Origin of the sequence: Phaeobacter sp. HF9A (genome assembly GCF_011806385.1) — a bacterium.
GTDB lineage: Bacteria > Pseudomonadota > Alphaproteobacteria > Rhodobacterales > Rhodobacteraceae > Epibacterium.
This window is the reverse complement of the sequence record NZ_JAATOX010000008.1, coordinates 46,051-72,611: the sequence shown is the minus strand read 5'-3', so window position 1 is coordinate 72,611 and position 26,561 is coordinate 46,051. Positions and strand designations below refer to the sequence as shown.

Here is a 26,561-nt window from a genome sequence, read left to right as displayed (position 1 = left end):
GACCCCAAGAAGGGGGGGAAGGACCCCCGGGGCGGCAGAGGGGAAAAAGGTGTGGCGCGCCGACCCGCCGCCCCCCGGGGGTTTCGGAACCCGCCGCATCTGGCTTTGTGCGTGATGAAACCGCCCGGCGCTGGACCAGCCGTAAGAGCCGCCAAAGACCGCCTCATTGCCATGGGTCTCGATGACCTTGCCCAAGGCGCCCGCCGCCAGCTCGATCGCCCGTTCCCAGGAGACCTCGATATAGCTATCGCCACAGCGGTTGCGCCCGCCGTCCCCCTCCAGCCAGCCGCGCCGGACGGCGGGGCGCAGGATGCGACTTTGGCGGTCCTGCGACGCGCTGGCCCAACCGCGCCCAATGCGCGAGGGATCGGGATCACTGGCCAGCGGCGTCAGCGGACCGCCGGGTTCAAACTGGTAGCTGCCCCAGTGGGATGACGTATATTTCACGAGGACTCCTTGCCATGTGGCTCAAAAATGACCTTGATCTGCACCTCGTCCGGCGCCGGTGTCCGGGTGATGGCAGCCTCGAATTCTTCGAGGGGATAGGCATGGGTGACGCAAGCCTCGCCATCAATCAACCCCCGCGCCATCAGATCGAGCGCCGTGGCATAGGTAAAGGGCGCAAGGTGGCCGCCGCGCAGGTCCAGCTCCTTGAATTCGCCAAGGATATTCAGATCAAACGGCACCGCCTCCTTGTAGACGCCAAAGACCACCATGCGCCCGGCCTTGCGGATCAGATCCAGCCCTTGCAGGAAGGCCGATCCCCGCCCGGAGGCCTCAAGGAACACATCGGCGCCGCGCCCTCCCGTCAGACGGTCCAGCGTGCTGCGCAGCTCGGGATCATCGGGGTGAAACGCCAGATCCGCGCCGAGCGTCAGCGCCAGGTCGCGCTTGGCCTTGCCAGGGTTGATCAGGATGAGCTTGCGCGGTGTCTTCAACCGGGCGGCCTGTATCATGCCCATGCCGATGGGCCCTGCCCCGGCCACCACCACCACGTCTTCAAAACCGATGTCGGCGCGTTGCACCCCGTGGATGGCATTCGCCAAAGGCTCGGTATAGCAGGCGGCGCGGTTTGAGACGCTGTCGGGCACTTTATGGATCACCGCATCCGCCGGGTAGATCATATACTCCGCCCAGCCCCCGTCCAAAGTGGCCCCCAACACATCCATACTGTCAGAGAGGTGATAGAGCCCCCGCTGGCGAAAGAAATCGTTGCCATAGGTGATGTTCAGCTCCGCAATGGCGCGGTCCCCAACCGCCAGCCCATGCCGCGCGGCCGCGCCCTCACCCAGCGCCACGACGGTGCCGGTGAACTCATGCCCCGGCGTAAAGGGGAAGGACAGCTGCCAGGGGCCGCTGGCATCCCACATCGCGCGGTCGGCAGCGCAGATCCCGCTGGCGTCAACCCGCACCAGTACTTCTCCGGCGCCGGGGCTTGGCACCTCCACCGCGCTTTCGAACTGATGCTGGCCGCCAAAGCCGTGGCACCGAATGGCCTTCATGCGTTTCATGGTTTTCCTCCCGAATGGCGCTGCCAGACAGCTGGCTATTGTTTTTTACATTTGCATGGATTAATGACATTTGTAAAGTTGGTCGGAGGAGGCTCCCAGTGAGAAACGAAAAGACGACAGAAGAGATTGCGCTTGGCATCCGCCGGCGGGTGTACGAGCATTCCATGCGCAACAACGGCGGCTATCTCAGCCAGGCCTGTTCGGCGGGCGAGCAGCTCGCATGGCTCTACAACGAGGCGCTGAACCTCGGTGAGCCGACCTTGCCGATGGTTCCCAAACCCTTCGAAGGCGTGCCGTCGCCGAACAACCCGGAGTATCACACCGGCGCTGGCTATAACGGACCGGCAACGCCGGATTATGACCGCCTCTTTATCGCCCCCGCGCATTACGCGCTGGTTGCCTACGCCACGCTGATCGAGGTCGGACGCATGGCGCCGGAGGGGCTTGATATGTTCAACAAGGACGGCTCCTCGGTCGAGATGATCGGCGCCGAACACAGCCCCGGCATGGAGGTGCACAACGGCACCCTGGGCATCGGCCTCTCGACCGCGGCGGGCCTGGCCTATGGGCGCAAGCTGCGCGGCGACACCGGCAAGACCTGGGTGTTCATGTCCGACGGCGAAGTGCAGGAGGGTCAGACCTGGGAAGCTGTGCAGGCCTGCGCGTTTCACAACATCGAGGTCAAGGCGATCATGGACGTCAACGACCAGCAATGCGACGGCGCCATGGACAGCGTGATGGAGGTCGGCGACATCCGCACCAAGTTCATCAACTTCGGCGCCCATTGCGTCGAGGTGGACGGTCACGACCTGACCGCGATCCGTCAGGCCTCCGAGGAAAACCACGAGGGCAAGCCCCTGATCATCCTCGCGCGCACCAATCCGTTCCACGCGATGTCGATCCTCGAAGAGCGCTTCCCGCGTCTGCACTACGTGCGGTTCAAATCCGAGGACGAACGCGCACGTATGAACGTATCCATCGCAAAAGATCTGGGCGTCGACCCGGTCGATTACAGCCATTAAGGAGACCGGACAGATGGTAGAAATGGTTTCACGCCCCTATGCGTCGGCCTTCGAAAAATTCGCGGCGGGCAATCCCGATATCCTGTGCCTTTCCGCTGACCTCACGTCGTCCTGCGAAATCGACGGGTTCCGGGATCGCCACCCCGATCAGTTCCTGTCGATGGGCATGGCCGAACAAAACATGATGAGCTTTGCCGGCGGGCTTGGCCTTGCGGGGTATCGTCCCTTCATCCACACCTTTGGCGTCTTCATGTATCGCCGCCCCTACGATCAGCTGATGGCCTCGATCGCCTATCCGCGCCGCAAGGTCCGGCTGATGGGCTTCCTGCCCGGGGTGACCACGCCCGGCGGCATGACCCACCAGTCGATCGAGGATATCTCGGTCATGCGGTCGATCCCGAACATGACGATCCTGGAAACCGGCGACGCGACGGAGGTGGAATCAATCTGCGAAGCCGCCGACAGCATCGACGGCCCGGTCTGGTGCCGGGTTCTGCGCGGCTCCGTGCCGCGGCTGTTCGACACGCCCATCAAGGTCGGCGAAATGCGCGAGTTGAGCACCGGTGACGATATCCTCGTGGTGACCTCGGGCATCTGCACCGAAGAAGCCATGCGCGCCCGCGCGGCGCTCAAAAAGGCTGGGCTGTCCATTCGCCACCTTCACCTGCACACGATCAAACCCTTTGATTCCAAGGCACTTCTGGATCAGATCGGCAGCGTGAAACACGGCGTGATCACCCTGGAAAACCACGTGACCGAAGGTGGCGTCGGCAGCCTTGTCGCCGAAACCATGGCAGATGCGGGCGTGGGGAAACGCCTGATCCGGCTGGGCCTGAAAGACACCTATGCCCACGGTGGATCGCGCCCCTACCTGATGCGCTACTACGGTCTGGACGCCCTGGCCCTGGTGCGCGGTGTCGAAGATCTGATGGGTCAGACATTCGACATCACCGAAGACGACCTCGACGCAGCCCGCGTCGATGACGTGCATTCCCTGGTCAAAGCAGAAGCGCTCTGACGCTCAGTCACACAAGCAACGTCCCCGATGTGCGCCATCAGTCCAAAAGGCTGGTGGCGCACGCCGTTTCCCCGCCCCCATACAACTGGGCCGCGCTTGGCCCAGTGTGACCAGACGGCGGGAACAGGCTGCGGCAACGCACAGGCGCATCCATACAATCGGCTTCAATTCCCGCGAATCATTCGCTATCAACGGATGACAATGGAGACCGACATGACCGACTGGACGCCCCAGACCAAAGCCAACGGCAAGCCGCGATATATCGCCATTGCGGATGCCATTGAGCAAGACATCAAGGATGGCGTCCTGACGCCCGGCACCCGCCTGCCGCCGCAGCGGCGACTGGCCGAGCATATGGGCATCGACTTTACCACGGTTTCACGCGGCTATAGCGAGGCCCAGTCGCGCGGGCTTGTCAAAAGCCACGTGGGCCGCGGCACCTTTATTGCCGAGCCAGTCGAGGCGAGCGCCGGCCCGGACCCGCTGCGTCTGGCCGATGAAGACCTGTCGATGAACCTGCCGCCAGAGCCGACGGACCCGGCCCTGATCGCCAATATGCGCGGCGGGCTGGACTATGTTTCCGCCAATCTGATGCAACTGCTGCGCTATCAATCCTCGACCGGATCGGACAAGGACAAGGACGCCGCCTCGACCTGGCTGAGCCTGCGCGGCATGATCCCCACCAGCGCGCGGCTGGTGATTTCGCCCGGCGCCCATAGCACCATCTGCGCCATTCTGACGATCCTGACGCAGCCCGGCGATACCGTGCTCTGCGAACAGATCACCTATCCCGGCTTTCGCAATATCGCCTCACGGCGTGGGCTGAACCTCATTGGCATCGAGATGGACGACGACGGCATCCTGCCCGACGCGCTCGAAGCTGCGATTCAGCGCCATGGACCCAAGGCGCTTTATCTCAACCCGACCCTGCAAAACCCGACCACGCTGACAATCCCCACGGATCGACGCCTAGCGATATCCGAGGTGCTGAATAGACATGGGCTGCATCTGATCGAAGATGACGCCTATGGGTTCATTCCGGCCCGCCCCCCCGCACCGATTGCCGTCTCCGCGCCGGATTTGACCTGGCATATCGGCGGCCTCGCCAAATGCATCGGCGCGGGGCTGCGGCTGGCCTATACGGTCGCCCCAAATGGCAAACAGGCCTATTCGCTGGGTCAGGCGCTCAAGGTGCAGGCGGTTATGGCCTCGCCAATCACCACCGCCCTGGCGACGCGCTGGATCGAGGACGGCACCGCCGACCAGATCCGCCGCTTTATCAGGTCGGAAACCTCGGCCCGCCAGGCGATTGCCCGCGAGGCGCTGGACGGCTGCACCTTCATCGGCGCCGAGAATGCCTTTAACATCTGGCTGACGCTGCCCAAGGGCATCGGCCGCGCCGATATCGTGGCGCGGATGGCCGGTCGTCCGGTCGGGATCATGCCCTCGGATGCCTTCAGCGTCGGGATCACACCGGGCGAACAGCTGCGCCTGTGTCTGGGCGGGTCATTGACGCGAGACGCCCTGCGCGCCAATCTTTACTTCCTCGCCAACAGCATCCAGCACAACGCCTTTATGGGCTGACGTCAGCCGGTGTGCGCGGGGCGCCAAAGCCATGCATCCGCTTGGCCCATTGAAAGGCAACGAACATCCCCTTGACCGGAGGCAAGAGCGCCAGCGCCATCACTATGGACACCACCGACAACAGACAGGCGACCAGCAGCGGGTTGTCGCGAAAGCTCTCAAAGAACACCGGCAGCGCAAATCCGACGAAGTGGCCGACCAGCAGGATAACAACATAGGCCGGCCCGTCATCCGCGCGCTGCGGCGTCAGATCCAGACCGCAGGCTTCGCATTCCGTGCGCACCTTCAGATAGCCTTTGAACACGCTGCCAATCCCGCAGTTCGGACATTTGCAGCGCAGGCCCCGCTTCAGTGATCTGCGCATATCGCGCGGGGCGTCTTCCTTGGTTTCCGCGTTCGACATCACGGACACTCCTTCTCTCGGATCGGGACGTAACAGGCCCCGAATCCGTACCATTGACTAGATCAATCTAACATACATTACCAATATTGTATTTACACTGTGGCATTCTGCCTCCGTCGGGCCTGATACGCGTCAGGCCCAGTTTAGCTCCGTCACGGTATCCTCACGGGTGTTTTCTGGCGGGTTTAATGTATGCAGATTGTATGCCTTCCGCCACAGTGGCGCCATCCATCCCGCGTCAATCCGCACCAGGGTCAAAGGCTTCGGGCTCCAGGTCCTGCCAGAACGCGATGATGGCACTGGCATTCAGCGCAGAGCGCCAGCCGTGCTGACGGAAATGCTCCCGGTCCAGATCGCTTTCCAACTGCGACAGGAACAAGCGTTTGTCTGCGTCGCGCTGGGTGGGGTTTCGCCGCGAAACCAGCCCGTCAACGATATCGAGATGCCGCGCCCGATCCCGTCGCTCCGCCGCGCGGGCCTCAAAGGCCGCGGCCTCGGCGGCTTGTTCCGCCTCTCGCGCCAGCCGGGCCGCCTCGCGGCGTGCCTCTTCTTCTGCGGTCAGCTTGGGGGAAGCTTCACCCGCCGCCACATAATCGCCCTTGATCGCGGCGCGCAGATATCCGCTGCGGGATTTCACCGCCCCCTGCCCCGCCACATAGTCGAGCTTTTCCTGCACGTAGTCCTCGCCATGCTCGGTGATCCATTGCCGCGCCAGCCGGTCAGAGATCCCCTGCCCGCGCAGCGCCCGGTAGACCGCGAGATTGCGCAGCCCCTCGCCGTCGTCGATCTGGAACATCGCCATCTGCGGGTTCTCTTTGATCAGGAAGCGGATGTCGCTTACCGCCCTGCCCTTCTTGCGGGTTTGCGGCTCGATAATAATGTCGGAGCTCTTGTTCACCTCCGCCACGGCGGGTTTGATGATCTTGGCGTTGAGATGTTTGAAGCTCTCGTAATAGGCGGAACCATCGACCCCCATCAGCTTGCGGAAAATCTCCAGGCTCCACCAGCCCGTGGAGCCGGTGCGCACAAAACGATAGCAATTCTCATAGAGCGCCAACCCGTGGCCGGAGGTGAAGTTGCGCTGGATGTTCACGTTGATCAGCGCATAGATCTTGGGGTCATGCAGCTTCTGCGCCAGCGCCGGGGAATAGGCATATTCACAGACGCCGTTCTTAAGCTTGGCAAAACTGAGAAGCGCGGAAACCCCCCATTCCTGATGCCCTTGCTCATCCAGCATATCCCATTCGGCGACGGTCTCGGCCAGGGCCCGCAGGCTTGCGCGCAGGCTGTCGATATCGTTGGAATTGTAGCCCACCATCATCGCCAACGTGCGCGCATCAATGGTATGACTGCGTGCCGAGGTCAGCGTGTCATAGGCGTTGAGCAACAGCACATTCGACAGCTTGCGTTGTAACAAGGTCAGCTTGCCACTGATGTGGATCGCGGCGACATTCTTTTTGACCGTTTCGCGACTAAGCGCGCCGGTCAGGCGCTCCTCGTTGAGTACCCGATCTGTCATGGAATCATCTGCTCTTTATTTTTTGTAAGAATGCCATAAAAGGAACCCATGAGACAATCATTGATGGGTTCCTTTGTGCCCCCGACCTGCCCGACGCGAAAGGAACCCATCTACGGGATCAATTGCCTCAGCCCGGCGTTCCACCGCAGCCCGACGCGAATCGGCCCATCACGCAAGCGCACACCAGAGCGCCACAGCGCGCCGCAGGCGCTAGGCTCTATTCAGGGCGCTCAGAGTCTAAATCATCACAGTTACAGCCATGTGAGGCCCCTGCTCCGCGCAATGGGTACAGTGTGTAAACCGGACACCATCCCGAGAATCGGATCCTTTGATCCCGCACATCGGCGCCTTTTATCCTGTAAACGGGTGCCTCTTATCCCGGAAAGAGGTGCCCTTCATCCTGTATCGGGGTCCCCAAACACATCTAAAGAATTGAAATATATAGATATTGGAGAACCAAATATTTTAAAGATCCTAAAATACCAAAAAGTTTTGTTGCTCTCTATTCGTTGATTTATGAAACAGCATGACATGTTTCGCGGCGAAACCGAGCTCAGGCACCCGAAAAATTGTCGGTCTGGGTCCGTATGGACTATGCATTGGGAAAGATGTTTCCTATTCTGCATCATATAATCAAAAATAGCACACACGCACAGAGATCGAGCACCGTTATGACCTCTCCCGCATTGCCCCCCTATTTCAATCTGGATCCTGCAAAGGCCGCCGCAAAGCTACCCGATCCGATACAGACCCCACGTTTTGCAAAAGCCGCGGCGCTTTGCACCAAGGGACGCGAGGATCTGGCGCGGCGCGGCTATGCGCCGGATGGCGAGAAACGCCTGCGCAAGTTTTCCACCTGGGAGATCACGCGCTATCTGATCCCGGTGGCACCGCAGCATCTGCGCCGGGTGTTGAAGTCCCATCCCGATCTGCCCCAGGGCGAGGGCGAAGGTGGTTCCAAATGGTTCACCCTGGAAGAGGTGCTGATCCTGCGACAGCATTTCGCAAGTGAGGGCATTTCGACCAAGGAGTATCTTCCCTATCGCCCAAAGGGGGTTCCGGCCAAGGTAACCGCCGTTGCGAACTTCAAGGGTGGCGTTGGCAAGACTTCGACCGCGGCGCATCTGGCGATGTCCGCCGCGCTGGATGGCTACAAGGTTCTGGTGATTGATCTGGACAGCCAGGGCTCGATGACCTCGATCCTTGGTGGCACTATCGAGGATGAATGGAGCACGGTCTTTCCGCTCATCGCCAAGGACTACGCCAAATCCGTGGTCGAGGAAAACGCAGTCCGCGCCGCATCCGGGCAGCCGGAATTGCCGCTCGATGAAACCCTGACCGAAGCCCTGAGGGTTTCGCCGCGAAACGTCATTCAGAAAACCCATTGGCCCAACATTGATCTGATCGGCGCGCAACTGAACCTCTATTGGGCGGAATTCCAGATCCCGGTCTGGCGGATGGGGCTGCGGTCCTGGCCCTTGTGGGATGCGCTCAACAATTTCCTTCAGGACGAAGGGATCCTCGATGACTATGACATCGTGTTTCTCGACACGCCCCCGGCGCTTGGCTACCTGACCATCAATGCGCTTGCCGCCGCCGATATCCTGCTGGTGCCGCTTGGGGCCTCCTTTCTGGAGTTTGACAGCACGGGGCGGTTTTTTGACATGCTCTATTCCACCTTCGCCTCGATCGAAGAGGGCGAGAACGTTGCGCAGCGTGCGGCGGGTTTGCCTGAAATTAAGTTCGAATGGGATGTAGTAAGGGCGCTGATCACGCGCTTTGACGCCAGTCAGCAGACGGATATGGCGAATGTGATCCAGGCTTACTTCGGTGATTTCATGAATGCCTACCGTCAGGATGTCACGGCCCTTGTGGGCCAGGCGGGAGAGCAGGTGAATGGGATTTATGAAGCGGACTATCGCGACTTCAACCGCGATACCTATGTACGTGGTCGGGAAACCTTTGATCGCACCTATGCCGAGTTCAAGGAGCTTCTTATCGGCAGCTGGTGGCGCGACGTCCAGATGGAAGGAGCAGAATAAGATGGCCAAACGCAGACGGCTCATTGCCCCTGACACGGCAGAAATCGAAGCGCTGGAAGAAGGTTTCGCGGCGAAACCCAAGCTGAACCCCTTTGAGGGCGGTAGCACAAGCGCACCGCCCATCGCCAAAGTGTCCGCCGAGGCGGCGCAGGCGCATGGGATGGCCGCGGTCACGGATCGGGTGGAGCTGGCCCGGGATCGCGCCGACGCCGGAAAATGGCGCGAGGCGGAGGCCGCCGGGCAGATCGTGCAGATGATCCCGCTGGAAGAGATCGACCGGGAATACCTGCGCCGCGACCGCATGCAGATCGACGAGGAGGAGCTGCAAGAGCTGATCGCCTCCATCCGCGCCAACGGGCTGCGAAGCCCGGTCGAAGTGGTGGCGCTGGCAGAGGGCGGCTTTGGCCTGGTGTCCGGCTTTCGACGGCTGGAGGCTTATGCACGGCTCAATCGCAGCCAGGAGGGGTTTGAGCAGATCCCGGCGTTCCTGCGCAAAGGGGCCGAGAGCGCCGATGCCTATGTGGCGATGGTCGAAGAAAACGAGCTGCGCGCCAATCTGTCGCCTTATGAGCGCGGGCGTATTGCGGTTCTGGTGGCGGGGCAGGGGGTCTTTGGCTCCGTCGAGGAGGCCGTCGATGGCCTGTTCGCTGCGGCCTCCAAGGCGAAACGCTCCAAGGTGCGCAGCTTTGCTGTGGTGCATGAGGGGCTGGGCGATCTGCTGCGCTTTCCCAACGGCATGGCGGAGAAGCTGGGGCTGAAACTGGCCACGGCGCTCAGGGCAGGCGGGCAGGGCGCCCTGCGCAAGGCCATCGCCGGAAGCGCGCCAGAGGATGACCGCGCCGAGGCAAGATTGCTTGAAGCGGCGCTGGCCGATCTGGCCCCTGCGCCGCAAGAAAAATCCCGGGGCGGCCGTCCGCGACAGGTGACCCGGCTGCCCGCGCGGGGGCTGGCTGGGGGTGGCGATCTGACGGCAGAGGTCGGGCCATCCAGCTTGCGGATTGACCTCAAGGGGCGCAGCATTGATGCCGCCGAGGCCGAGGCGCTCCTGGCGTTGATCGCGGCGCATTTCAAATGACACAACTCAAGTGACACAACGGGCCGCCGGTCTCCGGCGGCCACGGCCCGGGCGGCGCGGCTATTTTGGGGTCAGTTGATCCAGGGCGACATGCAAATCGGTGAGCAGGTCGCGCAGCTGGGCGTCCCGGTCCGGGCCAAGCAAGGATTGAAGCTTGGCGTCAAAGGCCTGCGCCGACTGGCCGATCTCCTGGTAAAGATCCCTGCCCTTGGCCGAGAGCGTGAGCAGCTCGATTCGCTTGTCCACCTCGCCGCCTGATTTTTCGATCAACCCCTCTGCCACCAAAGCGCTGACCGCGCGGCTGACCCGGCTTTTTTCCTCATGGGCGATCAGACAGATATCACGAGAGGAGATCGCCTGATATCGCCCGGTAATGGCCAGAACCCGCCATTGGGTGCGGCTCAGCCCGTAGCCATCACGATAGACGGGTTGAAACGCCTTGCTGGTGGCTTCGGCGGCCTGGTTGATCAAAAAGGGCAAGAACCCCTCAAGGTCGAAGATATCTTTGTTCGTCAAGGGCCTGGACTTTGTGTTGGCGGCGGAAAACCGCGGGCGGCGAGGGTAGGGCGAGTCTTGGAGATCTTACGCGCAACAGCAAGAAAATTTTCCATTGGTTTGTCTGTCTTGGGCGTGCGTCACATCGTGTGAGCTTTTTTTTCACACAACAAGTTGCATTTGCAACCGTTTTGTCGTTACTCTGTCGCAGACGATGGAGAACAGGGAGTCCTACCATGACAGCTCATGACCTTCCCAACGGCATGATCCGCGCAGCGTCGATCGCCGGGCCGCATGAGGGCTATATGCCAGGCTGGGGCAATGATTTTGAAACCGAAGCATTGCCCGGCGCCTTGCCGCAGGGGATGAACAGCCCGCAGAAATGCAATTACGGGCTTTATGGCGAGCAGCTCTCTGGCACCGCCTTTACGGCGGAACGGCCCGAACGGACCTGGTGCTATCGCATCCGGCCCAGCGTCAAACATTCGCATCGCTATGAAAAAATCGACCTGCCATACTGGAAAAGCGCGCCGCATATTCCGCAGGATGTGACCTCGCTCGGGCAGTATCGCTGGAACCCGGTCGAACAGAGCGGCGAGGATCTGACCTGGCTTACGGGCATGCGCACGATGACCACGGCGGGCGATGTGAATACCCAGGTCGGCATGGCGAGCCATGTCTATCTGGTGACCCGCTCGATGCAGGATGCCTATTTCTTCTCGGCGGATTCGGAACTGCTGGTGGTGCCGCAACAGGGGCGGCTGCGTTTTGCCACCGAATTGGGCATCATCGACGTGGAGCCGCAGGAAATCGCCATCATCCCGCGCGGGCTGGTCTACCGGGTGGAGGTTCTCGAAGGCCCCTGTCGCGGCTTTGTCTGCGAGAACTACGGTCAGAAATTCGATCTGCCGGGGCGGGGACCCATCGGCGCGAACTGCATGGCGAACCCGCGCGACTTCAAGGCGCCGGTGGCGGCCTATGAGGACCGCGAGATCGCCTCAACCCTCACGGTGAAATGGTGTGGCCAGTTCCATGAAACCAAGATCGGCCAGAGCCCGCTGGACGTGGTGGCCTGGCACGGCAATTACGCGCCTTACAAATACGACCTGCGCACCTATTGCCCGGTCGGCGCGATCCTGTTTGACCACCCGGACCCGTCGATCTTTACCGTGCTGACGGCGCCGTCGGGGCAGCCGGGCACGGCCAATATCGACTTTGTGCTGTTCCGTGATCGCTGGATGGTGGCCGAAAATACCTTCCGTCCGCCCTGGTATCACAAGAACATCATGTCGGAGCTGATGGGCAATATCTTTGGCCAATATGACGCCAAGCCGGAGGGCTTCGTGCCCGGGGGCATCAGTCTTCACAACATGATGCTGCCGCATGGGCCGGACAAGCAAGCCTTTGAAGGCGCGTCAAATTCCAACCTCGGGCCGGAGAAGCTGGAGCACACCATGTCCTTCATGTTCGAGACCCGGTTCCCGCAGCATCTGACGGAATTTGCCGGCAAGGAAGCTCCGTTGCAGGAAGATTACATCGACTGCTGGAGTGACCTTGAGAAGAAATTCGACGGCACGCCGGGCATGAAATGAAGCTCTATTCCTACTGGCGCTCGACCACCTCCTATCGGGTGCGGATCGCACTGAACCTGAAGGGGGTCGCCTATGAAACGATCCCTGTCGATCTGGTCAGCGGTGCGCAGCACGACGCCGACTACGTGGCGCTGAACCCGGGTCACGGGGTGCCGACGCTGGTCACGCCGGAGGGGCAGGTGCTGCGGCAGTCCATGGCCATTCTGGAATGGCTGGAAGAGCGCCACCCCACCCCGGCGTTGCTGCCGCAGGACGCTGGCGCGCGGGCCGAGGTGCGGGCCGCGGCGCAGGTGATCGCGACCGATGTGCACCCGGTCAACAATCTGCGGGTTGTGCACCGGCTGCGGGACATGGGCCATAGCGGAGAAGAGACCACCCGGTGGATGAACGACTGGATGGGGCAGGGGTTTACCGCCTTTGCCGCTATGATCCGCCCCGACACGGCCTATTGCTTTGGCGATGCGCCGGGGCTTGCGGATCTGTGTCTGGTGCCCCAGCTTTATAACGCGCATCGCTGGGGGCTGGATCTGGCCCCCTTTGCGCGGCTGACCGAGATCGAGACCCGCTGTCTGGCCCGGCCTGAATTCGCCGATGCGCGACCAGAGGTCCAGCCGGATGCGACCTGAACAATCCCATTTCATGAGGAGAATGACATGAGCGAGCTACAACGCGCCTGGGTATCGAGCGCCAATGACGCCAAATGCCCGTTTCCGCTGAACAACCTGCCCTATGGGGTGTTTTCCGGCGCCGATGGTGAACGGCGCTGCGGGGTGGCGATCGGGGATCAGATCCTCGATCTGGCGGCGCTGGAAGCCGCCGGCACGCTGGACTTTGGCGGCGCCTTGCAAACCGGCAGCTGGAACGCGGTGATGGCGCTTGGGCCGTCGGAATGGGCGCGGCTGCGCGGGGATCTGACGGATCTGCTGGGCGCGAGCGCGCAGAACACAGAGGCCACAGCACGCGCCCTGGTGCCGCAGGCCGAGGCGCAAATGCATATGCCGTTTATGGTGTCGGAATATACCGATTTCTACGCGGCCAAGAACCATGCGTTCAACGTGGGCACCATGTTCCGCGGCCCCGAGAATGCGCTGCCAGCGAACTGGCTCTCGATCCCGATCGGCTATAACGGGCGGGCCTCTTCGGTCGTGGTGTCGGGCACCGATGTGACCCGTCCCTATGGACAGCTGAAAAGCCCCGATGAGGCGCTGCCGCGCTTTGCCCCCTGCCAGCGTTGGGATCTGGAACTGGAAATGGGCGCCATCGTCGGCACCCCCTCCGAGGGCATGGTGTCGGTCGCCGAGGCCGACGAGATGATCTTTGGCTATGTGTTGATGAACGACTGGTCGGCGCGCGATATCCAGGCCTGGGAATATCAGCCGCTGGGGCCGTTCCAGTCCAAGGCGACTGCCACCACGATCAGCCCCTGGATTGTCACCCGTGCGGCGCTGTCGCCGTTCCGGGTGTCCACCCCGGAGCGCGAACGCCCCTTGCTGCCCTATCTGAAAGAGCCGGGGCCGATGCTGTATGACATCGAGCTGGAGGTGACATTGGCACCGGAGGGCAAGGGCGAAACCCTGCTGAGCCGCACCAATTACAAGGAAATGTACTATTCCGCCGCACAGCAACTTGCGCATCACACCACATCGGGGTGCGCGATGCGCGTCGGAGACATGCTGGGCTCGGGCACCATCTCTGGGCCGGAGAAATCCGCGCGCGGCTCGATGCTGGAGATGAGCTGGGGCGGCAAGGAGCCGCTGACGCTGGACAGTGGCGAGCTTCGCAGCTTTATCGAGGATGGCGACACCATCACCCTGCGCGGTCAAGCGGTTGGTAACGGATATGTGATCGGCTTTGGCGCCTGTGTGGGCAAGACCTTGCCCGCGCCCGCGTTGCCGGAATGGGCACAGGAAGACTAGGCGCGATCATTGCCTTTGCGTGGCAGATCAGGGGGCACAGCGAGATCGGCGCTGTGCCCCTTTCTGTTCGATCAGCCGTATACGGTGCTTGCTGCTGGGCTCGCGGTTGGGCGCGCCGCGCGATCAGTTTTACGATTTTGCGTTTGTCCTCTTGACCTTTGGTGGGGATCGGGTCGAACTTGCGCGCAGACAGGCGACCGGGTTGCGCGCTGAGAAGATTCAGGCAATGTAGTCGGTGGTGACATCCGAACCCGCAACGGGTTTGAAGAAGCTGCGCGGCGCATGTGAAGCATGCGCCGACGTCCGTTTGACGCTCGCACAACGGGCCGTGAGATTAGAAAGAGAGGGAACATGAACTATCATTTAGCTACGTCATTCGAGGAAGCCGCTCGGATCGCAGCCAATGCAGGTGGCACAACCCGTTTCCTCGCAGGTGGAACGGATGTGCTGGTGCAGATGCGCGCGGGCATGGTTCTGCCCGATGATCTGATCGACCTGAAAGCGATTCCCGGAACCGATGCGATGACCCAGCTTGCGGATGGCAGTTGGCAGATCGGCGTTGCCGTTCCCGGCGCGCGGCTTGGTGCCAATGCGGATCTGTGCCGCGACTGGCCCGGCGTTGTTGAGGGCATGGAGCTTGTGGGCTCCACCCAGGTGCAGGGACGGGCGACGCTGACCGGCAACCTGTGCAATGGCTCCCCGGCGGCGGACAGCGTGCCGGGCCTGGTGGCAGCGGGCGCGACGGTTGTGATCACCGGCCCCGAGGGCAGCCGCGAGCTGCCGGTCGAAGAGGTGCCGACAGGCCCCGGCAAGACCGCGCTGAACAAGGGCGAGCTGATCTCCGAGATCCGCCTGCCGGCGCGTGGCGACAATGCCGGTGATGCCTATCTGCGCTTTACCCCGCGGACGGAAATGGACATCGCCGTGGTCGGCTGTGCCGTGAGCCTGCGGCTGGACGGTGACAAGATCGTCGAGGCACGCGTGTCGCTTGGCGCGGTTGCGCCGACGGTGCTTCTGGTGGCCGAGGCGGCGGATGCCATCATCGGCACCACATTGGATGACGCGGCGCTGGACGCGCTGGCAGCGGCGGCAAGCAAAGCGGCGAAACCCATCAGCGACAAACGTGGCTCGGCCGAATACCGGATCGAGATCGCGGGCGTTCTGGCCAAACGTGCGGCCAAGATCGCCTATGGTCGCGCGAAAGGAGACAACAAATGAGCAAGCATCATGTGACAACGACGGTCAACGGAGATGCCGTCGAATTTCTCGCCGATCCCCGCGAAACCCTGCTGGACTGCCTGCGCGATCATGTCGGGCTGACCGGCACCAAGGAAGGCTGCGGCACCGGCGATTGCGGTGCCTGCTCGGTGGAGCTTGACGGCACGCTGGTCTGTTCCTGCCTGGTGCTGGGCGTCGAAGCCAACGGCAAGACGGTCAACACCATCGAGGGCATGGCCTCTGGCGATGCGCTGCATCCCTTGCAACGCAAGTTCATCGAACATGCAGCACTGCAATGTGGTTTCTGCACGCCGGGGATCCTGGTGGCGGCCAAGGCGTTGCTGGACAAGAACCCCGACCCGACCGAGGAAGAGGTCCGCTATTGGCTGGCCGGAAACCTGTGCCGCTGCACGGGCTATGACAAAATCATTCGCGCTGTGATGGATGCGGCGGCGGAATTGCGGGAGGCTGCATAATGGCGAAGGATGGACTGAACACCGAATTCCGGCTGGTTGGCACCCGACCGAACCGCCCCGATGGGCTCGACAAGGTCACCGGGCGCGCGCGCTACGGGGCTGATTTCTCGCTGCCCGGCATGCTGCATGGCGCGGTGCTGCGCTCGCCGCATGCGCATGCGAAAATCCTGAAGATCGACACCTCCAAGGCCGAGGCGCTGGATGGGGTCAAAGCCGTGGTCACCCGTGCCGACTTCCCCGAGGGGCTGGAGGGCGAGGACTGGAACCTTCAGGAAAACACCATGGCCGGGGACAAGGTGCTCTATGATGGCCATGCGGTTGCGGCGGTTGCGGCAACCTCGAAACTGCTCGCCGAAGAGGCGGTGCGGCTGATCGAGGTCGAATATGAGGTTCTGCCGCATGTGATCGACGTCGATGACGCGATCAAACCCGACGCGCCGGTGATCCGCGAAGGTGCGTCCGACGCCAGCGTGCCCGAGGGCATGCCGCCCAATGTGGTGCGCTATATGGAATTCGGGCGCGGCGATCTGGAGGCAGGCTTTGCCGCTGCCGATCTGGTGCGCGAAAACACCTACAAGACCGAGGCGACCCACCAGGGGTATATCGAACCGCATGCCTGCGTTGGGCAGATGGGATCGGACGCCAAGGGCGAAATGTGGGTCTGCACCCAGGGCCAGTGGTTCATCCGCAAGATGTGCTGCGCTGTTCTCGGGCTGGAAGCCTCGCAACTGCGGGTGACCCCCTCGGAAATCGGCGGTGGCTTTGGTGGCAAGACCACCATTTTCATGGAGCCCCTGTCGCTGGCGCTGTCGCGCAAGGCCAATGGCCGTCCGGTCAAGATCGTGATGAGCCGCTCCGAGGTGCTGCGCGCCACCGGGCCGACCGCCTCCGGCTCGATGGATGTCAAAATCGGCATGAAAAAGGACGGCACGCTGACCGCCGCCCGCGCCGAATTCCGCATGCAGGGCGGGGCCTTCCCCGGCGCGCCGGTGGATATGGCGCTCTATTGCGGCTTTGCCCCCTACAAGCTCGATGCGGTTGAACATGTTGGCTATGACGTGCTGGCCAACCGCCCCAAATGCGCCGCCTACCGTGCGCCGGGGTCGCCCATGGGGGCCTTTGCGGTCGAGAGCCTGATTGACGAGATGTGCCGCGAGCTGGGTCTGGATCCGGTCGAGGTGCGTATGAAAAACGCGGTCCGCGAGGGCGATCAATCCAGCTACGGCCCGAAATTCGGCTCGATCGGTCTGGTCGAGGTGCTGGAGGCCGTGAAGGGCCACTCGAACCTTGCCGAGCCGCTGGGGCCGAACCAGGGGCGGGGCGTGGCCTCGGGCTATTGGTTCAACCACAACGGCGAAACCTCGGTGTCGATGTCGATTGCCGCGGATGGCACCGTGCAGGTTTCGGTCGGCACGCCGGATATTGGCGGCAGCCGTGCTTCGCTGTCGCTGATGGTGGCTGAACACCTTGGCATCCCCTACGAGGATGTGCGGGTGAACGTGGTGGAAACCGGCTCCCTTGGTGAAAATGAACCCACCCACGGCAGCCGTGCCACCTTTGCCAGCGGCAAGGCGGCGATCCTGTCTACCGATCAGGCGATCAAGGAAATGTGCCGCCGCGCCGCCAATGAATGGGGCATCGACCCCGAGGCGGTGGAATGGGCCGATGGCGCAGCCCAGCCCGCAGGTCCCAACGCCGGGAAATTCCCGCCGATGTCGATCAAGGAGATCGCGGGCAAGATGGGGGAAACCGGCGGGCCGATCTCGGGTCACCATGAATCCCTGCCCGAAGGCGTCGGCGCCAGCTTTGGCGCGCATGTGGTCGATGTCGAGGTGGACCCGGAAACCGGTCTGACCAAGATCCTGCGCTATCTGGTGGTGCAGGACGCGGGCCGTGCGATCCATCCTTCCTATGTCGAAGGGCAATATCAGGGCGGCGCGGTGCAGGGCATCGGCTGGGCGCTGAACGAGGAATATATCTATGGCGAGGATGGGCGGCTGCAAAACCCGATCTTCCTCGACTACCGTATTCCTGTTGCCTCGGACCTGCCGATGATCGACACGGTGATCGTTGAAGTGCCGAACCCGGGTCACCCTTACGGCGTGCGCGGTGTCGGCGAGACCGGCATCACCCCGCCGCTGCCTGCGATTGCCAGCGCCATCCATCAGGCCACCGGCGCGCGGTTGCGGCACCTGCCGATGACCCCGCAGAAGGTGCGCGCCGCGATGAAGGCACAGGACAGCTGAGCCATGGCGCAGGTCGATGTGCATCTCTGGGCCGGTCTCAGGCGATTGACCGAGGGCGCCGAGGTGGTCACGGTTGAGGCCGCGACCATCGGAGAAATGCTGGATGCGCTGGTTCAGGCGCATCCAGGACTAAAGCCGATCCTGGATGCCGGGATCTCTGTCGCGCTGAATGGCGAGATCTATAATGGCGCGCGTCATCGCGCCATCGCCGAGGGCGATGAGATCTATCTGATGCAGCGGATGAAGGGCGGCTAGGGCGCATGTCGCCTGAAACCGGGAACCGGTTTCAAGCTATTTGATATGCTTCATCAATACCTTAAGGCGCGTCGCAAGTCTGCGGCGCGCTTTTTGCATTCCGGTCAGAGTGATCCAACCGGGAGAAGGTTCAGGAGGCTGTTGTCTCGGCGCGGGGCAGGATAGCGCCGGGGTGGGCGATCACCTTTATTGCCATGTCATGTGCCCGGCGCAGTGCCGACGTTGCGGTCTCGCCTTGCAGGACCGCAGCGAGATAGGCACCGTTGAAACTGTCCCCGGCGGCAGTGGTATCGACCACCTTGCTGGCGGCGGGCAGGGCGGGTGGTTCAATCGCGGGATCAAGCGGGGCAGGGCCGAGGGCGCCGCGTTTCAGCGCCCCTTGCCGCAGACCATAGCCGCGCAGCCGCGCCAGGGTCGCGGCCTCATCCTGATCGCCAAACAGCGCCATTTCGTCATCCAGAGAGGGCAGCGCGATATCGGTGATCCGCCAGGCGGCTTCGATCATCGCTTGCGCGGTGGCGCGATCTTCCCAAAGGCGCGGACGGTAGTTTGAATCAAAGGCGATCTGCGCAGGATGCGCGGCGAGATGGTCGAGCAGCGCCAGCCGTCGTGCCTGCGGCAGAATCGCCAGGGTGATGCCGCTGAGATAGATCATCGTGGCGCCGGAGAGCTGGTCAAAGCCATCCTCGAACAGGCAGCGGGCGGCGGATTGGTCGCGCCAATAGTCAAACCGCCGCTCGCCCGCGGCGTCGGTCGCGATGGAATAAATCCCCGGCAGGCGGTCTGGGTGCTGGCGTAGCGCATCGGTGCCGACCCCTTCGGCGGCGATAAACGCCTGCATCGCCTGCGACAGCGGATCCTGTCCAACCACCGAGACAAAGCCAACCGGGGTGGCGGTGCGCAGGTTGCGGGCAAGATAGATGGCGGTGTTGAGCGTATCCCCGGCAAAGCCGATTTGCTGGGCGCGGTGGGCGATGTTCAGCTCAACCATGGCTTCGCCAACGCAGGCGATAAACGGGTGTGGGGCGGTCATGTCGGGTGTCCTCAGCAGTGTGTTAGGAGGCGCGCCAGTTCAGCGCATGGATGACGCCGCGCAGCTCGGCGAGGCCGCGCAGGCGACCGACCAGCGGATAGCCGGGAAAGCTGTCGCGGCCAAGATCGCTGGCCAGCGCGTGGCCGTGGTCGGGGCGAAAGGGGATCTGGGCATCGCTGCGGCCCGTCGCAGTGCGGCGGCGCTCCTCGTCCAGAAGGGCGGCGACCAGCGCCACCATATCGGTGTCGCCCTCCAGATGCGCGGCTTCTTCAAAGCTGCCATCGGGGTCTTTGCGCACATTGCGCAGATGGGCGAAATGGATGCGGTCGCTGAAACGTCGGGCGATCGCGGGCACGTCATTGCCTGGATTGGCCCCGAGCGAGCCGGAACAGAGCGTGAGCCCATTGGCGGGGCTGTCCACCGCTTGCAGGATCCAGGCGATATCATCTGCGTCGGAGACCACGCGCGGCAGGCCGAGGATATCGCGGGGCGGGTCGTCTGGATGGACGCAAAGGCGCAGGCCCAGTTCCTCGGCGGTTGGGATGACCTCGGTAAGGAAGCGTTTGAAATGGGCGCGGATTTCGTCGCGACCAATGCCGTCATAGAGCGCGAGCTGTTGGCGCAATCCTTCTACGTCGTATCGGTCGAACGCGCCGGGCAGGCCGGACATGATGGCGTGCAGCAGCGTGGCCTGATCTGCCTCGCTGCTCTGTTCAAACCAGCTTTTGGCGCGGCTCAGAACCTCGGGGGTGTAATCTTCGGCGGCGGCCTCGCGGCCCAGCATATGAAACTCAAAGGCCGCCATCTTGTAGGCCTCAAACCGCAGACAGGTGCCGCCCCGGGGCAGGGGGTGGTGCAGGTCGGTGCGGGTCCAGTCCAGCACCGGCATGAAGTTATAGCAGATCACCTTGACGCCCTCGGCGGCCAGATTGGCCATCGACTGGCGGTAGTTGGCAAACAGGGGCGTCAGATCGCCCGCGCCGCGTTTGATACGTTCATGCACCGGCAGGCTTTCGACCACGTCCCAGGTGAAACCGGCCTCCTCGATCACCCGACGGCGGGCGGCAATTGCCGCCTGCGGCCAGACCTCGCCATAGGGGATCTCGTGCAGTGCGTTGACGATGCCGCTGGGGCCGGCCTGGGCGATCTCGTCGAGCGGGATACTGTCCAGATCCTGCCCGTACCAGCGCCAGGTCTCGATCATGACAGGATCTCCGCCAATGCGCGTTTGGCGCCTTTTTCCACAAGCGTCGCATAGGCTTTGCTCACGGGCGCCAGGAGCGCGGCGGCCTGTTCGGCGGAAAACACCGCGCGCAGCGACAGCAGGGCCGCGACCTTGGCGTCTGGTGCTTCGGCGCTGTCGCTCAGGGCCTTGAGCTCTGCCGAAAAAGGATCGCGTACATCAATGGGATTGCCCGCCTCGTCGACGCCGCCGACGTAGCGCATCCAGGCGGCAATCGCCAGGATCAGCCCGGGGCAGGGGCGTCCTGCCGCCATGGCCTCGCCCACCGTGCCAAGAATGCGCTGCGGCAGTTTCTGGCTGCCATCCATGGCGATTTGCCAGGTCAGATGGCGGATGGCGGGGTTGCGATAGCGCTCGGCCAGCGCGGCGGCATAGTCGGCGAGGGAGACACCTTCGGGCGGGGTCAGACCGGGGGCGATTTCGGCGCGCCAGAGGTGATCGACAAATGCGGCGAAGGCGGGATCGGCCATGGTGTCGGCGATGGTGTCCTTGCCCGCGAGATAGCCGAGATAGGCCAGCGAGGAATGGGTGCCGTTGAGCATGCACAGCTTCATATGCTCATAGGCGGCGATATCCTCGACCATCTGCGCGCCCACCGCGGCCCAGTCCGGGCGGGCGCCGCCGACAAAGTCATCCTCGATGACCCATTGGCGGAAGGGTTCATGCATCACCGGCGCGGCGTCATATGTGCCGCTGGCCTCGCGCAGGGCGGTGATGTCCTCGGGCTTGGTGGCGGGGACGATGCGATCCACCATGGCGGCGGGAAAGCGGCCCTCGTCGCCGATCCAGTCCGCCAGCGCCGGGTCGATTTCGCGCGCCAGCGCCAGCACCACGCCGCGCGCCACCCGGCCATTGTCCGGCAGGTTGTCGCAGCTCTGCACAGTAAAGGGCGCATGACCCGCCGCGCGCCGCGCCTGAAGCGCGCGCACCAGAAATCCGGGCGCGCTGCGGGGCAGGGGATTGGCGATATCATGCTGGATATCGGGATGGGTGAGGTTCAGCGCGCCACTTGCAGGCTCATGACAATAGCCCTTTTCCGTGACGGTGAGGCTGACGATGCGAATGGCGGGATCTGTCATCACATCGAGCACCGCCTGCGGGTCCTCGGGCGCCACCAGCACCCGGTCGATCACCTGGACATGGCGCGGCGGCACGGGTTTGGGGCCCAGCTCCACCGCCATATAGGTGCCGCCCTGCGGTTCCAGCGCGTCGCGCATGCGCGGGGTTTGTAGCGACACGCCGATGATGCCCCAGTCGCCACCGGACGCGGCGATCGCCTCTTCGGTGTAGATCGCACCATGGCCGCGAAAGAATGCGCCAAGGCCAAGGTGAACGATGCCGGTTTTCGGGGCCGGTTCTGTGCGGGTCAGTCGATTATCGGGCAAGCCAGCCTCCATCTACGTTAATGATTGCGCCATGGATGTAGCGCGCCGCCGGGCTGCACAGGAAGGCAGCCGTGCCACCGATATCCTCGGGCGCGCCCCAATGGCCAGCGGGAATGCGCTCCAGAATGGCGCGGTTGCGGTCGGGGTCGTTGCGCAGGGCCTCGGTATTATTGGTCGCGATATAGCCCGGCGCGATGGCGTTTACATTCAATCCCTGCGCGGCCCATTCATTGGCGAGGATCTTGGTCACCCCGGCGACGCCATGTTTGGCGGCGGTATAGGATGGCACCCTTATGCCGCCCTGAAACGACAGCAGCGAGGCGATATTGACGATGGCGCCCCGGCTTTCGCCCGGTGCCGGGGCAGGGCGGGTGAGACAGGCGCGCGCAAAAGCCTGCGCCGTGAAAAACAGCGCTTTCAGATTCACATCCATCACATCATCCCAGTCAGACTCGGTGAAATCGAGGCTTTCGGCGCGGCGGATGATGCCCGCGTTGTTGATGAGGATGGAATACTCCTCCCCGTCAAAGAGATCACGCGCCGCCATCGGGTCGGCAAGATCCAGGATCAGCTCCTCGGCGCTGCCGCCTGCGGCGGTGATCTGTTCTACCGTATCCGTGCAGGCGCGGCGCCCGGCGCAGGTCACCCGCGCGCCCTGTGCGGCCAGGGACAGGGCGATGGCCTGACCAATGCCGGTATTGGCGCCGGTCACCAGCGCGCGGCGATCGGCGAGGGAAAACACGCTCATCGCAAGTCCTCCGGCTGGAAAAAGTCCATATCGGTATAATCGACATTGTCGCCCGCCATCGCCCAGATGAAAGAATAGCTGCCGATACCCGCGCCGGAGTGGATCGACCAGGGCGGCGACAGCACCCCTTGTTCATTGGCGACAAACAGGTGGCGGGTTTCCTGAGGCTCGCCCATCAGATGCAGCACGCGGGCTTCGGGGGCCATATCCCAATAGAGATAGGCCTCCATCCGGCGATCATGGGTATGGGCGGGCATGGTGTTCCAGACCGAGCCCTCCAGCAGCGTGGTATAGCCCAGCACCAATTGGCAGCTCTCCATCACCAGCGGATGGATGAACTGGTTGATCACCCGCTTGTTCGAGGTGGCACTGTCGCCCATCTCCACCCGTTTGGCCTCGGCGAGCGTGATCAGGCGGTGCGGACAGGCGCGGTGGGCGGGGGCGGAGGTGATATAGAACCGCCCATCCCCCGAAAAGCTCACCGGCCCGGCGCCCATGCCGAGATAGAGCACATCGCCGCGCGCCATTTCCCAGCTTTGGCTCGCGGCGGTGACGGTGCCGGGCGCGCCGATGTTGACGATGCCCATCTCGCGCCGCTCCAGAAAGCTGTCGGTGCGGGTCTCCTCGACCTTGTCGAGCGTGAGCGTGCCGCCAGCGGGCACGGCCCCGCCGATGGTGAAGCGGTCATAGTGGCTGTAGACCAGCCGGATCTGGCCGTCCTGAAACATATCCTCGGTCAGGAAATGCTGCCGCAGGGCGGCGGTGTCCATGCCCTTGGCGTGGTCGGGATGAATGGCGTGGCGGGTTTCAACATAGAGCATGAGATGTTCCTTAGTGGAAGAGCGACGGCAGCCAGAGCGACAGCGCCGGGATATAGGTGACGGCCATCAGGGTGGCGACGGCAGCGCCATAGAAGGGCCAGATGCTGCGCAACACGTACCAGATCGACACGCGTCCGACGGCGCAGCCGACAAACAGGACTGCGCCCACCGGCGGGGTGCAGAGACCGATGCCGAGGTTCAGGATCAGGATCACTCCGAAATGCACCGGATCGACGCCAAAGGCCTGCGCCACCGGCAGGAAAATCGGCGTGGTGATCACGATGAGCGGCGACATATCCATGAAGGTGCCAAGCAAGAGCAACACGAGGTTGATCAGCAGCAGGATCACGATGGGATTGTCCGACAGCCCTTGCAGGGAGGCGACCAGCATGGTCGGCACGCGCAAAAACGCCAGAAGCCAGCCAAAGGCGGCGGCGCAGCCGATCACCATCAGCACCATTGCGGTGGTGCGCACGGCGGCGATTGTGGCGGCGATAAAGGCGCTCCAGGTCAGGCTGCGATAGACCAGCAGGGTCACAAACAGCGCATAAACCACCGCGATATTGGAGCTCTCAGACGCCGTGAAGATGCCCGACCGCACGCCGCCAAAGATGATCAGGATCAGAATGAGCCCCGGCGCGGCGCTGGCAAACAGCAGGGCAAGACCAGCCCAGCCGGGGAATGTCTCGGTCGGGTAGCCGCGTTTCTTGGCCACAAACCATGCGGCGACCATCAGCGACCCCGCCAGCAGCATGCCGGGGATAATTCCGGCGGTGAACAGATCGGCGATCGAGATCTTGCCGCCAGCCGAGATCGAATAGATGATCATGTTATGTGAGGGCGGCAGCATCAGCGCGATGATGGACGAGACCACGGTGATGTTCACCGCATAATCCGCGCCGTATCCGCGCTCTTTCATCTGCGGCACCATCAGGCCGCCCACAGCCGAGGCATCCGCCGCAGCGGAACCGGAAACCCCGCCGAACATGACGGATGCCGCGATGTTCACCTGCCCCAGCCCACCGCGCATGTGGCCAACGGCGGCGGCGGCCAGGGCCACCAGACGGCGGGCGATATCGCCGCGCACCATCAGATCGCCGGCGTAGATAAAGAAGGGGATCGCCATCAGCGCATAGACCGAAACGCCGGAGTTCAGCCGCTGAAACACCACCACTGGCGGGAGGTCGAGATAAAGCACTGTAGCAAGCGAGGCCGCGCCAAGGCAGAAGGCCACCGGCGTGCCGATCAGCAAGAGCAGCGAAAATGTGCCAAAGAGGATCCAGAGTTCCATGGGCGTCAGGCCTTTTCTGCGGCGGTTTGGGCGGAATGGGCCGCAACTGTGGCCTCATCCGAGGCATGTTCGTCGTCGTGATCATCGCCAAAGCGGCGGGTGGGCAGCCCGGCGGCGCGACGGGCCAGCCGTTCCAGCGTGAAGAGCACCAGCAGCACGCCCCCCACCGTCAGCGGCAGGAAATCAAAGGCGCCGGAAATGCCAAGCGAGGGCAGCTTGTTATGCGCTGTCTTGAGCGCCAGATCGGTGCCGTATTTGGCCATGCCGACGCCAAAGGCGCAGATCACAACGTCGGATATGGAAAAGCACCACAGCCGCAGCCTGCGCGGTAGCACCATGATCATCACATCAAAGGCCAGGTGATAGCCTTCGCGAATGCCGACAGCGGCGCCGAGGAAAATAAACCAGCCCATGATCATCACGGCGGCGGGTTCGCTCCAGGGCAGGGAGTCATTGAGCACATAGCGCCAGAACACCTGCGCGGCGATGATGATGGTCATCAAGACCACCCCGGCCCCGGCCACCCAAAGCCCGAGCTGGGCCAAAATGCCGGTTATCTGCGCCAGCCGCAGCATGAATTTCTGCACGCTTTCCCCTCCCATCTGCGAAGGATCGGGGCGCAGCTTGGCGCGCCCCGATCGCTATCTTGCGTCGGATTACTCGGTGGCCTGAATGCGGGTCACCAGATCCTTGAGCTTGTCGGAAGTGACGTATTTTTCGTAGACCGGCACCATCGCCTCGATGAACGGCGTCTTGTCGATGTTCTCGACGATCTCGACGCCCGCGGCCCGCACCTTGGCCTCGGAGGCTTTTTCGCGTTCCGCCCAGAGGTCGCGCATCACTGGAACCGATGCCTTGGCGGCGGCTTTGACGGCGGCCTGATCCTCGGCGCTAAGGCCATCCCAGGTCTTTTTCGACATCACCAGAACCTCTGGCACGATCAGGTGCTGATCGAGGGTGTAGTAGCCTGCGACCTCAAAATGGCCGGAGCTTTCAAACGAAGGCCAGTTGTTCTCGGCCCCGTCGATGACGCCGGTCTGGATCGAGGAATAGACCTCGCCGTAGGGCATCGGCGTGGCATTGGCGCCCAATGCGTCGACCATATCGACAAACAGGTCGGACTGCATGACGCGGAACTTCATGCCTGCCAGATCCTCCATCGAGTTGATCGGCTTTTCGCGGTTGTAGAAACTGCGCGAGCCGCCATCGTAGAAGGCCAGACCGATCAGGTCATGTTCGGCAAAGGCCGCGAGGATTTCCTCGCCGATGGGGCCGTCCATGACGTGGTGCATATGCTCCACCGAGCGGAAGATATAGGGCAGCGAGGGGATCTGGGTTTCTTCGATGATATTGTTGAAGGGGCCAAGCGACACGCGGTTCAGGTCGATGACGCCGAATTGGGTCTGCTCGATGGTGTCTTTCTCTTGTCCCAGCTGGGCGGAGTGAAAGACCTCGACGCAGAGCTTGCTATCGGTGCTCTCTTTCAGGATCTCGCCCATGGCCTCGACCGCGACGACGGTCGGATAGCCTTCGGGGTGGGTGTCGGACGAGCGCAGCGTGGTTTCGCAGTCTGATGCGCTGGCAAGGCCCGCGATCATGGTGCTGGCCAATAGGGCCGCCGTAAGTGTTAGTTTGTTCATTATTATTTCCTCCCTTGGGTGGCTCTCC

At 62.8% G+C, this 26,561-nt stretch carries 25 protein-coding genes; 12 read left to right on the top strand and 13 right to left on the bottom strand.

The window, feature by feature from the left end; genetic code table 11:
* On the bottom strand, nt 1–447 hold a 447-nt coding region (locus tag HCZ87_RS02825; RefSeq protein WP_167642255.1), incomplete at its 3' end, for a molybdopterin-dependent oxidoreductase.
* Nucleotides 444–1,511, bottom strand: coding sequence for an alcohol dehydrogenase catalytic domain-containing protein (locus tag HCZ87_RS02820; protein WP_167642254.1), 1,068 nt, complete (start codon nt 1,509–1,511; stop codon nt 444–446). The genes HCZ87_RS02825 and HCZ87_RS02820, both read right to left, overlap by 4 nt.
* A 98-nt stretch (nt 1,512–1,609) precedes the next feature.
* On the opposite strand from HCZ87_RS02820, the gene HCZ87_RS02815 reads away from it, so the two are divergent.
* The 3 genes from HCZ87_RS02815 (at nt 1,610) to HCZ87_RS02805 (ending at nt 5,135) form a co-directional block, all read left to right on the top strand.
* Complete coding sequence (locus HCZ87_RS02815) at nt 1,610–2,533, top strand: transketolase (protein WP_368484072.1); 924 nt, start codon at nt 1,610–1,612, stop codon at nt 2,531–2,533.
* Between the two features lie 13 nt (nt 2,534–2,546).
* A complete protein-coding gene (locus tag HCZ87_RS02810; protein WP_167642252.1) occupies nt 2,547–3,551 on the top strand; it encodes a transketolase family protein in 1,005 nt (334 codons plus the stop codon).
* Nucleotides 3,552–3,764: 213 nt separating this feature from the next.
* On the top strand, nt 3,765–5,135 hold the full coding sequence (locus HCZ87_RS02805) for a PLP-dependent aminotransferase family protein (protein WP_167642251.1): 1,371 nt from the start codon (nt 3,765–3,767) through the stop codon (nt 5,133–5,135).
* Here HCZ87_RS02805 and HCZ87_RS02800 read toward each other — a convergent pair.
* Nucleotides 5,125–5,538: a DUF983 domain-containing protein gene (locus HCZ87_RS02800; RefSeq protein ID WP_167642250.1), complete on the bottom strand. Its 414-nt coding sequence runs from the start codon at nt 5,536–5,538 to the stop codon at nt 5,125–5,127. The two genes, HCZ87_RS02805 and HCZ87_RS02800, sit on opposite strands and share 11 nt — an antisense overlap.
* A 238-nt stretch (nt 5,539–5,776) precedes the next feature.
* The gene (locus HCZ87_RS02795; RefSeq protein ID WP_167642249.1) at nt 5,777–7,057 is read right to left on the bottom strand and encodes a replication initiation protein; all 1,281 of its coding nucleotides are present in this window, start codon (nt 7,055–7,057) and stop codon (nt 5,777–5,779) included.
* Nucleotides 7,058–7,728: 671 nt separating this feature from the next.
* On the opposite strand from HCZ87_RS02795, the gene HCZ87_RS02790 reads away from it, so the two are divergent.
* Both HCZ87_RS02790 and HCZ87_RS02785 read left to right on the top strand, forming a co-directional pair.
* A complete protein-coding gene (locus HCZ87_RS02790; protein ID WP_167642248.1) occupies nt 7,729–9,099 on the top strand; it encodes an AAA family ATPase in 1,371 nt (456 codons plus the stop codon).
* Between the two features lies 1 nt (nt 9,100).
* A complete protein-coding gene (locus tag HCZ87_RS02785) occupies nt 9,101–10,174 on the top strand; it encodes a ParB N-terminal domain-containing protein (protein WP_167642247.1) in 1,074 nt (357 codons plus the stop codon).
* 60 nt (nt 10,175–10,234) lie between these two features.
* On the opposite strand, the gene HCZ87_RS02780 is transcribed toward HCZ87_RS02785, so the two are convergent.
* Complete coding sequence (locus HCZ87_RS02780; protein WP_167642246.1) at nt 10,235–10,690, bottom strand: MarR family winged helix-turn-helix transcriptional regulator; 456 nt, start codon at nt 10,688–10,690, stop codon at nt 10,235–10,237.
* 215 nt (nt 10,691–10,905) lie between these two features.
* Between HCZ87_RS02780 and hmgA the strand changes: the two genes are divergently transcribed.
* From hmgA to HCZ87_RS02745, 7 genes are all read left to right on the top strand, one after another.
* On the top strand, nt 10,906–12,261 hold the full coding sequence (gene hmgA / locus HCZ87_RS02775) for a homogentisate 1,2-dioxygenase (RefSeq protein ID WP_175582126.1): 1,356 nt from the start codon (nt 10,906–10,908) through the stop codon (nt 12,259–12,261).
* The gene (maiA, locus tag HCZ87_RS02770; RefSeq protein ID WP_167642245.1) at nt 12,258–12,887 is read left to right on the top strand and encodes a maleylacetoacetate isomerase; all 630 of its coding nucleotides are present in this window, start codon (nt 12,258–12,260) and stop codon (nt 12,885–12,887) included. The genes hmgA and maiA overlap by 4 nt, the downstream gene beginning before the upstream one ends.
* Nucleotides 12,888–12,914: 27 nt before the next feature.
* Nucleotides 12,915–14,177, top strand: coding sequence for a fumarylacetoacetase (gene fahA, locus HCZ87_RS02765; protein ID WP_167642244.1), 1,263 nt, complete (start codon nt 12,915–12,917; stop codon nt 14,175–14,177).
* 351 nt (nt 14,178–14,528) lie between these two features.
* Nucleotides 14,529–15,395, top strand: a complete 867-nt coding sequence (locus HCZ87_RS02760; RefSeq protein WP_167642243.1) for a xanthine dehydrogenase family protein subunit M — start codon at nt 14,529–14,531, stop codon at nt 15,393–15,395.
* Nucleotides 15,392–15,871: a (2Fe-2S)-binding protein gene (locus HCZ87_RS02755; RefSeq protein ID WP_167642242.1), complete on the top strand. Its 480-nt coding sequence runs from the start codon at nt 15,392–15,394 to the stop codon at nt 15,869–15,871. Before HCZ87_RS02760 ends, HCZ87_RS02755 begins: the two co-directional genes overlap by 4 nt.
* Nucleotides 15,871–18,117: a xanthine dehydrogenase family protein molybdopterin-binding subunit gene (locus tag HCZ87_RS02750; RefSeq protein WP_167642241.1), complete on the top strand. Its 2,247-nt coding sequence runs from the start codon at nt 15,871–15,873 to the stop codon at nt 18,115–18,117. Before HCZ87_RS02755 ends, HCZ87_RS02750 begins: the two co-directional genes overlap by 1 nt.
* A 3-nt stretch (nt 18,118–18,120) precedes the next feature.
* Nucleotides 18,121–18,372: a MoaD/ThiS family protein gene (locus HCZ87_RS02745; protein ID WP_167642240.1), complete on the top strand. Its 252-nt coding sequence runs from the start codon at nt 18,121–18,123 to the stop codon at nt 18,370–18,372.
* A gap of 130 nt (nt 18,373–18,502) precedes the next feature.
* Here HCZ87_RS02745 and HCZ87_RS02740 read toward each other — a convergent pair whose 3' ends face one another.
* The 8 genes from HCZ87_RS02740 to HCZ87_RS02705 form a co-directional block, all read right to left on the bottom strand.
* Entirely contained in the window at nt 18,503–19,405 is a 903-nt protein-coding gene (locus HCZ87_RS02740) for a sugar kinase (protein ID WP_167642239.1), read from the bottom strand.
* Nucleotides 19,406–19,427: 22 nt separating this feature from the next.
* Nucleotides 19,428–20,609 carry a mannonate dehydratase gene (gene uxuA / locus HCZ87_RS02735; protein WP_167642238.1) on the bottom strand — a complete coding sequence of 394 codons (1,182 nt, stop codon included), beginning with the start codon at nt 20,607–20,609 and terminating at the stop codon, nt 19,428–19,430.
* The gene (locus HCZ87_RS02730; RefSeq protein WP_167642237.1) at nt 20,606–22,045 is read right to left on the bottom strand and encodes a mannitol dehydrogenase family protein; all 1,440 of its coding nucleotides are present in this window, start codon (nt 22,043–22,045) and stop codon (nt 20,606–20,608) included. Before HCZ87_RS02730 ends, uxuA begins: the two co-directional genes overlap by 4 nt.
* Nucleotides 22,023–22,781, bottom strand: coding sequence for a 2-dehydro-3-deoxy-D-gluconate 5-dehydrogenase KduD (gene kduD, locus HCZ87_RS02725; RefSeq protein ID WP_167642236.1), 759 nt, complete (start codon nt 22,779–22,781; stop codon nt 22,023–22,025). Before kduD ends, HCZ87_RS02730 begins: the two co-directional genes overlap by 23 nt.
* A complete protein-coding gene (gene kduI, locus HCZ87_RS02720) occupies nt 22,778–23,602 on the bottom strand; it encodes a 5-dehydro-4-deoxy-D-glucuronate isomerase (RefSeq protein ID WP_167642235.1) in 825 nt (274 codons plus the stop codon). Before kduI ends, kduD begins: the two co-directional genes overlap by 4 nt.
* 10 nt (nt 23,603–23,612) lie before the next feature.
* Nucleotides 23,613–24,893 (bottom strand): TRAP transporter large permease, encoded by a 1,281-nt coding sequence (locus HCZ87_RS02715; protein ID WP_167642234.1) that lies wholly within the window; start codon nt 24,891–24,893, stop codon nt 23,613–23,615.
* Nucleotides 24,894–24,898: 5 nt separating this feature from the next.
* Entirely contained in the window at nt 24,899–25,480 is a 582-nt protein-coding gene (locus HCZ87_RS02710) for a TRAP transporter small permease (RefSeq protein ID WP_167642233.1), read from the bottom strand.
* A gap of 69 nt (nt 25,481–25,549) precedes the next feature.
* Nucleotides 25,550–26,533, bottom strand: coding sequence for a TRAP transporter substrate-binding protein (locus HCZ87_RS02705; protein ID WP_167642232.1), 984 nt, complete (start codon nt 26,531–26,533; stop codon nt 25,550–25,552).
* Nucleotides 26,534–26,561 lie beyond the last annotated feature (28 nt).